Genomic DNA, 13,139 nt, shown 5'->3' with positions numbered 1-13,139 from the left:
GCTGCCACCGGTAGTTCAGAGAAGGTCCACGTACAGCTTGTGGGCGAGCTGGGCGCCGCAGCTGCCGAGCAGGAGCCCACGCCAGAACGTGTCGTGGGGGTGCGTGTGGCGGAACCCATCGAGGGCGATGGCCTCGGTCGGCAGGACGACGGGCACGTCCGAGTGCTCGTCCCCGATCACTGCCGTCTGTACCAGCCGTGGGTCCCGCACCTCGACGAGCCCCAATCGCCCATGCTGCACTGCTACCGGGTGATCCGGCGCTTCGGCGGCGCAGGCAACCCCCGCAGTTTCTTTCAGGTGATCCGAACTTCGCGGAGTGGACGCTGCGCGAGTCCGGCCTCGATGCCGCGAAGCTGAGCCGCTACGGCAAGAACAGCGACCTGCTGATCCTGCTCACCGCTGCGGCTCCACCCGCGCTCCCGGGATGGGTTGAACCCTGGACCGCCACCCAGAAGGGGCCTGCAACGGTCCTGTCAGATGCCGCTGACCAATGCCAATAGCACTAAAACGGGCCCAACGATCGTAGTTTCGGGCATACCCGCCACTCGGGCATCTGCGCTGGATACGCTGAAGCAGCGAGGGGGCGCCTCATGGAGCGGTGCATAAGGTGTGGCAGAACTGACGGCAACCGAGCGTGCAATTTGTGCAGCTGGAAGGTGCCGAGGGATCCGAATGATCCCGCTCCCTCGTCTTGTCTCCCGATCTTCGGCTGGGGATTCGTGATCCTGTTCGGAGCCTCCGTTCTGTCCCTCCACCCGGGATGGCTCCAGTCAGGACTCCTCGGGGACGTCTACGACTGGTTCAACGGCCAAGTGCACCGGATCACCTCGCCTTGAGCCGAGGAGGGGTCGCCATGTGTCGCATGGTCTACGGCGAGCCGGAGCAGTGCGCCGCGGGCTGCGCAACGTGGTGTTTCCTGTTTACAGCAGCCCCAGGGGCGATGCGTTCTCACGCTGTGAGTCGGAGCATGGCGGTCGCGTGCTGGTGGTCCAGCCCGCTTGGCGCATGAGTCCGACGGCGAGGTTGCGCAGGGTGGCCATGGCGCGGGGTGCGGTGCCGGTACGTATCCGCGAAGCGTCCTCTCTGTAGGTGACGTCTCGGATGTGGTGCAGGGCTTCAACTGACGAGTGATCCTGCACAAGTTCGGCGAGCCGTGCCGGGCTGGCCTGCTCAGGCGGCAGGCTGGTGACCGCGTAGACAGTCTTCGTCTCGACCTTGCCGGTCTTGCGGTGGGTGCGGCGGCGCTTGATCTCCATTGCCTGGACGGCATACGGGAAGAGCAGGCCGGGCTGGACGGTGCAGACTTTCAGGCGGCGACCTCGCGGCGGCCGTGCCCGGCCCCGGTGGTGCGGGCCTGCAGCGGGATTTCCCGCCAGGGCAGGCACCGCAGTTGCTTGCGCAGCTTCTTCTGGTTCCCTTTGACGACCAGGAGGTAGTGGCCGCCGGCAGTGATGACGTGTTCGGCGTGGGCGCGCTGGGTGTGCATCGCATCGGCGGTGACGACGACGCCGCGCAGGGCGATCCGGTCCAGCAACGGGGCGAAGGCGGGGATTTCGTTGCTCTTGGCGGCCACCTGGCGCTGGGCGATCACGGTCTGGCAGGCGTGCAGTGCGGCGGCGAGCAGGTGGACGGCCTCGCCGCCGGTGCGGGATCCGCGCACGGTCTTGCCGTCGACGGCAAGACCGACCAGCCTGTCGCCGGGTTGGTCAACTGAGTCGGCGGCGTACCGGGCGAGCCAGGCGCCCACGGCGTCGTCCAGGGCATCGCCGTCCAGGCGGGACAGGAGTCGTCCTAGCGTGGAGGAGTTCGGTGTGCTGGAGGCCAGTCCGAGTGATTCGCGCAGGTCGGAGTCGGTATCGGCCGCGAAGCGGGCGATGGCGGCCAGGGACGTTGCTCGGCCGAGGACGGCGACCAGGCACAGCGCGAGCAGGGAGCCCAGGCGGTAGCGGCGGCCCCGGACCCGGCGTGGATCGGGTATCCGGCCCAAGACCTCGGCCAGGGAAGTGAGTTGCGACGGTTCCGGACCGGGGCAGGCGGAGTCGATGTCCTCGCAGTGGCGCTGCAGGACACCGATCAGGGAGGATGGCACGCGAACGCGACCCCTGTTCGTGATCAAAGGCTTCGACAACCTTGATCATCAGGGGTCGCGTCTCTCGTTGCAGAACCGGGCGAATCATCCACGGCGGCGCGTACGCAAGCGATCAGCTCATCTCGCCGGCTGAGAACGCATCAGCCCTGCACGAGGGCGAGTCGAACCTCCGTCAGGGCCACCCCGTCTCCTGCCCGCGGTTGCACGACCGTTGTCAGCTGTAGAAGTGGCGGAGAAGAAAGCCGATCAGAGCACGAGTAGCCCCTGATACGAAGCCGGCCACTGCGGCTCGCACCATAGCGATGCGATTGCGGTGGTCACCCAGATCGCTCCGCTCTGTACCAGAGCTGTCTGCTCGGCAGCTACTCCGGCCCCGGTGCGGCTTGGGGACAAGGCCTGAGGGTCGAATGATCATGATCATCTCCCGTTGAGCGGGACCACTGGGCTGAAGGGCTCGACATCAGGCACCTTCCTGCTCCTTTCTAGTCGCCTCTATCTCTGTTTAAAGGATCTCCGGACAGATCCGGACACTGTCTCGTCACGAGGTGGGTGGCGTGGGAAAGTGGAGAGAACACACGAAAGTGAGGTCAGAAGTGCCTACCGAAGACGCCATTACCTCGGCCCGAAACTTTGTTGGAGAATTCAATCGACTGCGAAAGCATGCGGGAAATCCGTCATACATCGTACTTGCAAAACAAGTGCCGGGGCTCCCTAAGAGTACTATTCATGAAGCACTTAGCGGTTCACGGAAGAGTCTTGCGGACTGGCCCCTTTTCCAGCCCCTGATACGGCTATGCATAGGCATAGCGAAAGATCACGGAATCTCGGATGCTGGGAGTGAAGACGAATGGCGTCAATTTTGGAAAGACGCCATTGATGAGCTAATTACTCTCTCGCCGCTTGCATCGGCTGCGGCGCGCGAAAAAGCCAGGAAGGCAGAACAGAGAGCACACATCCTAGAAGAGTCCGGGGTCCTCAAGACTCTCCGTGCCATTTATCCAAATTATCCGCCTGTTGACCTCTGGGGAGTGGCACACCCCATATGCGAATTTCCCGCCTTGGTGAACGAATGGGATGATGCAGAATCTGCTGTAGGGCGACTCCTCGACCGCAAAGTGCCAGCCGATGACTATTACTCGACAGAATTTGACCAGAGTGGCGGAAAAGACTCATTCTTTAACTATGTAGCTCGTTTTAGAAGCGCAAGTGAGGGCGAACGTCGGCGCTTCTTTCCAGGTGCAGCATATGCATTTGATCATCTATGGTTCGACAAGCAAGAAGGAGCATCCATTGATTGTGTAATGGGGCGATACTTCACATCGCTTGCCACCTCAGAAGACCTGGATACCGAAATGATGGAGGGGTTAGCGGCCAACCCGACTGCAGCTGTCCAGTTGTCCGAACTACCTCGCCGTTCATGGCTTCACCAGCAGGTCGAGGATCCGATCGTTGATGGCCGACACCGAGCAGCAGCCGTGTCCCATGCGACCGTAGTGATGATTGCTACCAGTGAGGGCGGATACGATCTCATACTTCCTGTGCGATCGCGCGACGTGGCTACGCATGCCAACTTCAACCACGTGGCGCCGTCCGGCATCTTTGCCCCCTACGACGAATCCTTCCCCTCCCCAATCGAAGAATTTTCCATACGCCGAAACTTTTACCGGGAATGGGTTGAAGAGCTGTATGCCGCAGAGGAACACGAACACCCTCCATATGCCGTTGTACTACCTGACCCGGAAGATGAGCCGGAAATTACGCGACTAAAGGACCTCTTCCGGAACGGGATCGGTCGGCTTAACTACACGGGAATATCTGTGAATCTCCTGACCTTACGGCCCGAGATCTGCATGGCACTCATTGTCGAAGATTCGAAATGGCTTGCAGAGGAGGCTCGCATCGCTCGCGAGACAGGTCGGCCTTTCAAGCTGGGATGGGAGTATGAGCCGACTGTCTGGCAGGGACCAAAGGTCTCGGGAAAGCCTGGAGGTCTTCGAATGCGGCTAGATGCTGACCTGCGACCGGTGGACGGTTCTATACTCCGCCCAAGCTTCCTAATTCCTAATGCGGCCGCAGCGATCTCGCTGGCGATTAGGATGCTTAAAATTCAGCGTTCACGACTGAATATTTGATGGGTGTCGTGGGGTTTTCAGTAGTGTGACGTCATCAGTGTTCCTTGTTGGTTGCGGCTTGTGGGCTGGGATTTTTGGGATGGGTGTCAGGTGTCGTTGTTTTGGTGAAGTCCAGCGTCGCCCACGGCCGTCGCCCAGGAACTGGGAATCACCCAGCGCTCCGAGGAGCGCTACCGCACCGACGCGCGCAAGCAGCCCAAAAAGATCGCTGACCGCATAGACGCGGTACGGGCCCGCTGGCAGCCGAGGGTCCGCGACCGGTGCCGCAAGCAGGTTGCAACCTGTACCGGGATCACCGTGGAGGCCCGCGCCCGCTTCGGCTACAGCGCGCCGATCGGCACGACCGACGACGGCCGCCAGCGCCGCATCACCGTCCACCTCCCGGCCGACTACGCCCAGCGCCTCTTCGACGCACAGCGCGGCGTCGACGACCAGACACCCAAAGAAGTCATCGCCGAAGGGGCCTGCAAGAGGAGTACTTCAAGGACCGAGGACGTCGTGCTGACCAGTTTGTCGTCGAGTTCATGGACTGGGCGAGCTGGACGAAGTTCTGCAACGAGTCCGGCGTACCGCTGCTCGCCGTCACGCCGGGCACCCTGGTGATGTTCGTCGAGTGGCTGTGGACTCAGCCCGGCGGACGCAAGGGAACGTGCACCGCGCCCTCCACCATCGATCGGCGGATCTCCGGCACCGTGGTCTCCGCCCGCGCCGAGCACGGCGTACGGCCGGAGGACGGCGTCGCCCGCAACCGGCTCAAGCAGCTGGTCAAGGAGATGGAGGCTAGCGGGGAAACCCGCGGGCGGGGCCGTCACCGGCCGCACCGACCACCACCTGGTCCTCGACAAGACTGTGGCCGCCCGCGCCCGCCGGGTGCTCAAGGCCAAGGTGAAGGAGATGGAGAAGACCAAGGAGACCCGCGGCCGGGGGCCGGCGCCCGCGCTGCTCGCCGAGCACCTGCGCGCCACCGTGGTGGCGGCACCCGACACCCGGCTGGGCATCCGGGACCGCTCCATCGGGCTGACCTGCTTCGCCATCGCCGGGCGCGAGCACGAGGTCGCTTTCCTGCGGGTGCGCGACTTCGTCGAGACCGAGCACGGCATGGAGGTCGACGTGCGGGTCTCGAAGATCAAGCCCCGGAAGGGTCAGGTGCCGTTCGGGTCCCGGCCGAACAGCTGCCCGGTGCGCGCGTGGCGGGCCTGGAAGGAAGAGGCCGGTCTGACCGACCCGGACGACTTCGCGTACAAGCCGCTGCACAACCGCTGGCACACCGTCATGCCCGGCGGACTCGACCCGGAGACGATCGGCGACGTCATCACCCGGCTGGGCAAGTGGGACGCCCTCGATTTCCGGCCCACCGGGCACTCCCCGCGGCGCGGGCTGGCCACCAGCTCCAAGCGCGCCGGCAACGACCGCAAGGTCATCGCCAAGCAGGGCGGATGGGTCGAGAACAGCGCCGCGATGGATGGCTACTTCGAGGACGGGGACGGCTGGGAGGAGAACGCCCTGGTCAAGGTGCTGCAGGGGCACGGCCGCCTGAGTGCCGGTGACCTCACCGCGGTGCGGGAGCATGTGGTCCATGCCCAACACCGTGTGGACCCTGCTGGTGGCCGCCGCCACCGCCGTGGTGACCGCCTTCGCGACCGGATTGTTCGTCGCTCCTCGTATGGAGGCCCGCAGGAAGCGGCTGGGGGACGTCCACGCCGCCCGCGACGCTTTCAGCGCGCACATGACCCGCATCGCTTCGGTATGCGCCCTGCTCCAGCAGATCCAGCTCCCGGCCGAGGAAGAGCCGGGCTGGACGTCCGTCATGCGTGAACGCCTTGCAGGCGAGCGGGAACGCTGGTGGCAGCAGCTCGACGAGTCCACCCGGTGGCTGATCGACAACGTCGGGACGTACGCGGGCAGCTGGGCCCCGCAGTCCCTCATCCAGTTCGCCGTCCAGTACGCCGGCAACGCCCGCATCGTGGTGCTGTCCGAACGGGAGGAGGCCACGAAAGTGGAGATCCTGCTCGCGCTGACCGTGCCGGTCCAGCGCCAGTTCTTCGGCTGGCCCTGGTCCCGGGCACGTTACGCCGTCGCCGACCGCCAGTCCTTCGTCGGGACGCTCGCCCTCATCGGCGGTGAGCCCGCCACCCCGTAGCCCACCACGGCCGGCCGCCGAGACGACAGGACCCCGGACGGAGAACCGCCCGGGGTCCTGTCGCCTGCCGGCCGTCAGCCCTCGCGTTCGTAGCGGACGATGGCGTCCGCCACGTCCTGCTCCAGGCAGTTGACCCACTCCGGTCCGAAGAACGCCATCGGGTGCTGCTTGGAGTAGTGGACCGGCCCGACCGGGTCCGCGGCCATCGTCGTCAGTTAACCGTTCCGAGTTCGGTAGAGACTCTAGGTCGTGGCTGTGACCTGCTGTTTTTGTGTGTTCTGGTAGTGGGTGGCTTCGTATTCGGCTGGTGGGACGTGGCCGATCTCACCGTGAAGCCGACGGTGGTTGTACCAGTCGACGTACTCAGCGGTGGCCAACTCGACGTCGCTCAGGGCTTTCCAGGGCCGCTGCGGCTTGACGAGTTCAGTTTTGTAGAGCCCGATGGTCGATTCCATCAGAGCGTTGTCGAGGGCGTCCCCGACGGTGCCGATGGACGCGGCGATTTGTTCGGCGGCCAAGTGGGTGGCGAGACGGAAGCTGGTGTACTGGGCGAGTTCAACCAGTCGTTGCAACACCTGACCCTGCGGGGTGTTGCGATGGCCAAGCCGCGTCGAACGGTGGGGCCAGAGAAGTCATTCACAGCCAGGCCGAAGCCATCGCGGCCGCCCAGGCCTATGTCGACGCGCCCGACGGGATCGGCAGCATCACCTCCTACGCAACCGAGGTCGCCCTCCCGGCGACGGGCACGTGGAAGAACCCCGGCGTGGGAAGTGCGTGGGCCGACATCGTCCTCATCGCCCCGGAGGTGGGGCTGCCGTTGTTGTTCATCGAGGCCGACAACTGCACCGAGGACGCCGCGAAGATAGCGGCGAAGTTCGACAAGTACATGCGTCACTTCCACCGCAAGGCCAAGGACACCGACGGCCAGGACAAGCCGATGTGGCGCACCCGCTGGTCAGCCCTCGATCCGCAGTGGGGCGACGCGACGCACCCGCCGGTCCTGCTCGTCTTCCACCAGGTCGGCAAGCGGCCCGCGCTGAACCAGATGGAGAAGGTCGCCGCCCTCACCCGCGAGCACTGGCAGGGCCAGGGGGCCGACAGCTTCCATCTCTACGAGGGGAAGATGCCGATCGTGGCGACCACGCTGGAGCTGCTGCGCGAGCACGGCCCGGCCGGGCCCGCGTTCTGGCGCTTCGGCCGTGAAGACCGGCAGAACCTCTTCGACGCGATCGGCAACCCCCGCCGGGACGCCGCCCTCGCCCGCCGTGCCGAAGAAGGGCGGCGCCGTCTCGTGCAGGAAGCAGCCGAACGTGAGGCGCAGAGTCCGGTGTGCGGGGAGTGCGGACAGAAGTTCACCGACGACCGGTGGAAGGCCAGCATCGCGGTCGACTGGGGCCGCGGGGACAGTCACCCGCACCTGTGCGACGACTGCAAGACCCGGGCGCTCGAAGCGGAGCGGCAGGCCGAACAAGCCGAACGCGAGCGCCAGGAGCAGGAGCACCAGGAGGAAGAGACGGCGCAGGCCTCGAGGGCCGGCGGCTGGCTCGGACGCTGGCGCAGCTGACCCAACACCTTGACAGCGCGGGGGCTTGCCCAGGCGGTCCTGGGCAAGCCCCCGCTGTCGGTGGCGGCTGCGAGGCTGGCAGGTATGGACAGCGACGATGAGCAGCTGCTGCGCGGCCGCGTCTACGGCCACGACGCGGACGACCCACACCCCAGCCCCTGCCCCGGCCGTGCCTACGCCGAACTGGTCGGCGGACCGCTGGACGGGCTGCTGCTCGACATCACCGGCTGGACGCAGGACGAGATCGACACCGGCGTCTCCCTCCAGACCGAGCTCGGGCAGTTCGGCCCCGGCGGCCGGGCGCTGTACGACCCGCGCCCCAGCGATCCGGCCCGTTGGGACTGGTCCGGCGACAGCCCTTGATCACCTGCCATCTGGCTTCACCACGGCACGAGAAGTGGCCACCGTGCTGCACTGATGCGGCCACTGTTCGGTGAAACGGCTCATGGGGTCCCGAACCTCTGCCAGTTTCGAATGCGTGGATCAAGGATGGGCAGCGGTGATCGCAGGTGGTGTCGGACTTGTTGGCGCGGTCGTTGGTGCTCTCGTCGGCGGGCTTGCCGCGGTCCGGGGTGCTCGGATCGGTGCGGAGATGAACGCGGCCGCCGTACGGGAACAGGTTCGCGACCAGGCTGTTCTGGAGCTGCAGCAGTGGGTCCGCCAAGAACGGCAGAAGGCCTGTCTGCAGGTGATGGACATGTACGCCGTCTTCAACAGCGAATCCGTCCGGCGGCGCGAAGAAATGGAAGCGGGCACGGTGCTGGACAAGGCGTCGCTCCAGTCCTATGCAGATGACTCCACCAATCTCATCGGCGCGTGCAGCCACTTAGCGCTCCTGGGACCTGACTCCATCCAGATCGCGGGTGGCACGCTGCGGCGCATGGCGGAACGGTTTGTGAGCACGCTCAGGTTCGTGAACGAGGAACTGGCCGAACAGCCAACTGAGCAGCGGGCAGAGGGACTGCGCCCGGACTGGCTGGAGATGCTGGCTGAGGACGGGCAGGAGATGAGGCTCGCCTACCTGGAATTCATGCGCGTCAGCCAGGGTGCCTTGCTGCCCGGCTGATCGTCGACAGGGCTCGGTTAAGCTACTCGGTCGGGTGAAGACGCCGGATCGCCGGAACCCTCCGGGCGGCTCGGGCGTAGTGCCGTACATGAACCCGATCCACGAGGTGCACGTGAGTGAGCCGGGCCTGGTCGTCGTCGACGTTGCGGCTGCCGACGACGACACCGCGCTCGCCTTCCAGCAGCTGCTCGCCGACCGGTGGGCGACGTCGTCCGCAGGGTGCACGACGCACGATGTCGGTCAGCCGGGCGTACGGCTGCGCTGCTACCTGGACTTGAATCAGCCGGTCGGCTCGGATGCGCAGGCCGACGCGTTGCCGCTGGTTCTCGCAGAGGTACAGCAATGACGACCGCTCGTCAGGCGGTTCAGCCCCCGGCGAGTCGCAGCTGTGCGGCGTGTTCCACGAACGGCTTCAGGCCGCTCTCGGGGTGCATGTACACGTAGCGGTGGGCGGCCTGGATCTGCACGGTGTTGAGGCGGTCGACGAAGGACTGGGAGACGGTGAGCGTGACATCCTCCCGGCCCAGGGACAGCAGGTGCCGTGGGCCGATGGGAAGTACGAGGGTCTGAGCGTCACCGAACGCCATGCCATAGATGGTGCGGCCTCCCTCCACGGACAGGGTGAGGGCTGGGTTGTCGCCGATCAGGAATTGGCCCGACTCGGGCATGGTCACCTCCAGCCGCCGCATCGACGCCAGCTCCCGCATCTTGTGGAACGTGTCCTCGATGTTGGTGCGGAAGAACTTGCCGCTCTCGTGGTCGTGCATGACCGACGACCGCTCGATGAGGAGTTCGGCGAAGGCGCCCAGGGAAGCCGGGCCGGACAGATGCAGGCCCGTCTCACGCAGCGCCTCGAGGCGCAGCCGCTCCGGGTACTTCCTGGTCACTTTGGCTACTAGGCGCGTGCGGGCCCGCTCGAACGAGGCGGTGTGCATATCGCGGTAGTGGCGCGACCGGACAAAGTGGAGCACGATCAGGTCGCGCAGCGTGGCCGCATGACGTGGGTTGGCGAACGGAGTGCCGGCGTGCACGGCGGCGATCGCCGCAGGCACCCGCCTCTCCACGTCGCCCCACAGTGCCTCAACGGACGCGGAGTCGACGGCGACGAAGTTCTCGAACCAGCCGCATTGCCTGGGATGCATCCGCTTGTGCACACGTCCGGGGTGGTGCAGGTCGAACGGCAGCAACTGCTGGCTACCGCCCTTCGGCTCGGGCGCCGTGAACTCTGCGAGCAGAACCTGGGATACGAGGTGCTGCCGCGATGTGTGCTGTGCTGTTCCCACACACCGAATTCTGCCAAGTACCCCTCTCCGCCTGCTCAGAGTTTGCCGGCTGCCGATCGACACCGTCACGGGTCAGCGCAGGCGGACCACGGTGACGACCGCGTGGCGGGTGGTGCCCGCCACGACCTCCACCACCAGGTCGTCGACGGTGGGCGTGTAGGAGTCGCCGGCCTTCGTGAACGCCCGCCCGCCCTGGGGGACCAGGCGCGGGCCGACGACGGAGGCGAGCGCCGTGGTCAGCCTCTGCGACAGCGCGACGCGTCCGTCGGGCAGCCGTACGGCGAGCGCCTTCGGATGCCGTGCCGTGCCGGTGAAGCCGACCACGGCGACGTCGACCGTGTCCGCGTGCCTCACCTTCGACCTTCTCTGCACCAAGTCAAGCCGGGCGAACCCTGTACCAGCCTGAGCCGTCGAAACCCAGTTCAGGAATTCAGGGCCGTCCCCCTCCTTCAGCGGTGCCGGTGACGGGAACTGCACCACCCATTGGCGTCGCACCAGCGAAGCCAGGACTTCGGTGTAGTCGCGTGACGCCCAGTTTGTGATCACTTGAGACCGAGGAGCGTGAGGGGGCGATAGGGGTCACGACCTCTCATGCCGGCTCTAGCGAGAACACGATGCTGGCGTCTCCGTCTGCGTCCTCCTGAACTTCGAGTACCGGGCACCTGCCCTGGGTGCCGAACACGAGGCGCTGTACTACTGGTTGCCATTGCGACAGGGCAGCTTCTCGGGCGAGGTACATGCCGAACACCAGCAGGGCTTCGCCCACTGGCGCTGCTGCTAGTAGCAGGATGTCGACCAGTTCATCGAAATCCGCGTTCGCATGGACCTCGTCACTGACCATGTTTAGCGTTGCCCGTGTGCAATCGGCATTGCGGTCGATCCAGACCTTGAGATCGAAGCCGAGTGTGATGTTCGGGTCTGGAAGGTAATCAGCCTGGCCCCGGAGACGCAGTGTGACATGCAGTCTCTCGAACGGTTCATCGGCGACGGAAACTTTCCTCACCCGGACGGGCCGACGGGTCTTCTGCCAGTCAGCGGGCGTTCCATGGATGACATCTCCGACGATGCATTCGAACCTGCTGACGATCTCCTCGTTGGAGAAAAAGGTTGCGGGGAAGGCAGGCGTCTGTACGTAGCTTTGCCAGTCAGCGGAAGCCCGCAGTTCGGGATGGTAGACCGTGAAGATCGGTTCGTGCCCGTCGCCCTCGTCCAGCCACAGGCACGTCGACTGCGTCTCGCCGAAGTACTTCCGGAAGACTTCCCTGCCGTTGACGACCAGGCCGAACTCCGCGATGGCAATCGCATTCGTGCCTACCTTGCGCAGCGTCAGCATGGTGATGTCACCCAACTGACTGATGTACTGGGAGCGCAGGTCATAGGTGAACGCGCTTCCCCTCGCGAAGTCGTCCTCCCATTGCAGTGGTGCGGTGTCGACCAGCCGGGGTGCATGGTCAAGCCAGGTTCGGTTTCCGTTCGGGGCATGGTTGAACAAAGGTGACTGCAGACGGACCTGGATGCTGTCGCCAGTGCCTGCGTCCGGCACGTCAGCCACGCGGAGATAGAACTGCACGCGCCAGGCTGGTAGGTCGTCCGTGGTCCGCGTGTAGCCGACGGCCATGTTGTTGTAGGTGGTGGCGTTCGAGCCGTACTCGTTCTGGGTTCGGACCCGATACCGGTGCAGGGTGTCTGCGCTCAAGCCCAGATCCTCGTACGTTGTCCATCCGCCCGCCGACGGACCGAGTTCGGCGACCACTTGAAACGGGCCGTCCTCGGTGCTGCGCTCCAGCAGCTGAGAGTCGTACACATCGGTGGAGTTCTTCCAGCGAACCGTCAGTGAACTGGCCGCGCGGCCCACGATGCGCATTACGACAGGGGCACGGGGCGGTCCGAACGTACCCGGCGCCCACCCGCCGCCCGGCGCGATCGGGGGAACACGCCGGTCGTCAGCAACCAAACCGCCACTCCGGACGTCAAGCCGACTTCGAATCTGGGCACTGCGGACAGCGACCTGCTCTCGGACGGCGAACAACGACGCCTCGCCTCGCCTGGCTTCGCTCACAGTGTTACGCAGCTCCTCCAGCTCCTCTTCGGCCTGAGCGTGAACATCCCTGCTCACGAACGTCTTTGCATACTCGAGGTCGTGGGCAAGCTCTCGCAGAGGCCCCCTGGCCAGGGATGCGACGGCCGCGTCTAAGTAGCTTTGCTCCGCGGATGCCACCAGCTCGTCAGAGGAGGAGTCAAGCCTCTCCAGGCTGCGGACTGCGTGTCGATAGCGCTCCTCGGCCGCGCTTAACTCCGCAGCCGCGCGATAGCCGATTGCGCTGTTCCTGACTATCCGCGCCCGCGTCCGGACCAGTCTGGCCAGATGCGGTTCGGCAGTCCCAGCCTTCGCACTGGCCTCTTCAAGAGCAGAGCTGGCAACGGAAATTCGCTCAGTCAGGTTTCCCCGCGCACACAATTCCTGGAAGTCACGGCGAATTTCGTCCAGCATCCCCTGAGCCTCAGAAAACGCAGCTGGTGCGTAGGTCGGGACGTCTGCGGCCCGGGCCCTATCAAAGTTGGTCTCTAGTTCGTAGAGATTCCAATTCCGCTGATGATCCGAACTCTCCTGCATGACAAAACCTCTCCGCGGTCACCATACGGCGCTCAGTCCATGGTGAATACCCGCGCAGTGGATCGGCTGTCTGCTCGACGGGAAGGGGAGCCGGATGCCCCTGATCCAGTAACGCTCCGCCACCGCTCCCAAAGATCAGCGCTAGAGCCCAGAACACACTGAGTCTTTCCCGGTAAGCGCCCGTCGCTCGCTGTGATCGCGATGCTTGCGCTGCGGCCCGCGTGGTTCCCAAGTCCGGGCAGGCGTAAGGC

At 65.1% G+C, this 13,139-nt stretch carries 14 protein-coding genes and 2 pseudogenes; 8 read left to right on the top strand and 8 right to left on the bottom strand.

What is annotated here, in order from left to right:
* Nucleotides 1-15: 15 nt before the first annotated feature.
* The 3 genes from AB0D14_RS40330 to AB0D14_RS40320 all read right to left on the bottom strand — a co-directional run bounded on the left by AB0D14_RS40330 (nt 16) and on the right by AB0D14_RS40320 (nt 2,089).
* Nucleotides 16-225: a hypothetical protein gene (locus tag AB0D14_RS40330; protein ID WP_362789084.1), complete on the bottom strand. Its 210-nt coding sequence runs from the start codon at nt 223-225 to the stop codon at nt 16-18.
* Between the two features lie 695 nt (nt 226-920).
* The gene (locus tag AB0D14_RS40325; protein ID WP_362789081.1) at nt 921-1,256 is read right to left on the bottom strand and encodes a hypothetical protein; all 336 of its coding nucleotides are present in this window, start codon (nt 1,254-1,256) and stop codon (nt 921-923) included.
* A gap of 50 nt (nt 1,257-1,306) precedes the next feature.
* The gene (locus AB0D14_RS40320; RefSeq protein ID WP_362789078.1) at nt 1,307-2,089 is read right to left on the bottom strand and encodes an ISAs1 family transposase; all 783 of its coding nucleotides are present in this window, start codon (nt 2,087-2,089) and stop codon (nt 1,307-1,309) included.
* A 554-nt stretch (nt 2,090-2,643) separates the two neighbouring features.
* Between AB0D14_RS40320 and AB0D14_RS40315 the strand changes: the two genes are divergently transcribed.
* From AB0D14_RS40315 to AB0D14_RS40300, 4 genes and pseudogenes are all read left to right on the top strand, one after another.
* Complete coding sequence (locus tag AB0D14_RS40315; protein ID WP_362789075.1) at nt 2,644-4,221, top strand: hypothetical protein; 1,578 nt, start codon at nt 2,644-2,646, stop codon at nt 4,219-4,221.
* Nucleotides 4,222-4,347: 126 nt separating this feature from the next.
* Nucleotides 4,348-4,724 (top strand): annotated as a pseudogene (locus AB0D14_RS40310) (XRE family transcriptional regulator); the annotation flags it as partial.
* A 346-nt stretch (nt 4,725-5,070) separates the two neighbouring features.
* A complete protein-coding gene (locus AB0D14_RS40305) occupies nt 5,071-6,036 on the top strand; it encodes a hypothetical protein (RefSeq protein WP_362789072.1) in 966 nt (321 codons plus the stop codon).
* Nucleotides 6,029-6,361 carry a hypothetical protein gene (locus AB0D14_RS40300; RefSeq protein ID WP_362789069.1) on the top strand — a complete coding sequence of 111 codons (333 nt, stop codon included), beginning with the start codon at nt 6,029-6,031 and terminating at the stop codon, nt 6,359-6,361. Before AB0D14_RS40305 ends, AB0D14_RS40300 begins: the two co-directional genes overlap by 8 nt.
* 74 nt (nt 6,362-6,435) lie before the next feature.
* Here the strand turns inward: AB0D14_RS40300 and AB0D14_RS40295 are convergent, their stop codons facing one another.
* Together AB0D14_RS40295 and AB0D14_RS40290 are read right to left on the bottom strand one after the other, a co-directional pair.
* Complete coding sequence (locus AB0D14_RS40295; protein ID WP_362789066.1) at nt 6,436-6,567, bottom strand: hypothetical protein; 132 nt, start codon at nt 6,565-6,567, stop codon at nt 6,436-6,438.
* 36 nt (nt 6,568-6,603) lie between these two features.
* Nucleotides 6,604-6,864 (bottom strand): annotated as a pseudogene (locus tag AB0D14_RS40290) (integrase core domain-containing protein); the annotation flags it as partial.
* Between the two features lie 260 nt (nt 6,865-7,124).
* Between AB0D14_RS40290 and AB0D14_RS40285 the strand changes: the two are divergent.
* From AB0D14_RS40285 to AB0D14_RS40270, 4 genes are all read left to right on the top strand, one after another.
* Nucleotides 7,125-7,925, top strand: coding sequence for a hypothetical protein (locus tag AB0D14_RS40285; protein WP_362789063.1), 801 nt, complete (start codon nt 7,125-7,127; stop codon nt 7,923-7,925).
* 84 nt (nt 7,926-8,009) lie between these two features.
* On the top strand, nt 8,010-8,288 hold the full coding sequence (locus AB0D14_RS40280; protein ID WP_362789060.1) for a hypothetical protein: 279 nt from the start codon (nt 8,010-8,012) through the stop codon (nt 8,286-8,288).
* A 136-nt stretch (nt 8,289-8,424) separates the two neighbouring features.
* A complete protein-coding gene (locus AB0D14_RS40275) occupies nt 8,425-8,991 on the top strand; it encodes a hypothetical protein (protein WP_362789057.1) in 567 nt (188 codons plus the stop codon).
* Between the two features lie 88 nt (nt 8,992-9,079).
* Nucleotides 9,080-9,337 carry a DUF6207 family protein gene (locus AB0D14_RS40270; RefSeq protein ID WP_362789054.1) on the top strand — a complete coding sequence of 86 codons (258 nt, stop codon included), beginning with the start codon at nt 9,080-9,082 and terminating at the stop codon, nt 9,335-9,337.
* A gap of 19 nt (nt 9,338-9,356) precedes the next feature.
* On the opposite strand, the gene AB0D14_RS40265 is transcribed toward AB0D14_RS40270, so the two are convergent.
* From AB0D14_RS40265 to AB0D14_RS40255, 3 genes are all read right to left on the bottom strand, one after another.
* Nucleotides 9,357-10,274, bottom strand: a complete 918-nt coding sequence (locus tag AB0D14_RS40265; protein ID WP_362789051.1) for a DUF4238 domain-containing protein — start codon at nt 10,272-10,274, stop codon at nt 9,357-9,359.
* 72 nt (nt 10,275-10,346) lie between these two features.
* The gene (locus AB0D14_RS40260) at nt 10,347-10,628 is read right to left on the bottom strand and encodes a hypothetical protein (protein ID WP_362789048.1); all 282 of its coding nucleotides are present in this window, start codon (nt 10,626-10,628) and stop codon (nt 10,347-10,349) included.
* 235 nt (nt 10,629-10,863) lie between these two features.
* Nucleotides 10,864-12,765, bottom strand: coding sequence for a fibronectin type III domain-containing protein (locus tag AB0D14_RS40255; protein ID WP_362789045.1), 1,902 nt, complete (start codon nt 12,763-12,765; stop codon nt 10,864-10,866).
* Between the last annotated feature and the right edge of the window lie 374 nt (nt 12,766-13,139).

Origin of the sequence: Streptomyces sp. NPDC048484 (assembly GCF_040651415.1) — a bacterium.
Taxonomy (GTDB): Bacteria; Actinomycetota; Actinomycetes; order Streptomycetales; family Streptomycetaceae; genus Streptomyces.
This window is presented reverse-complemented; position numbering and strand designations above follow the sequence as displayed.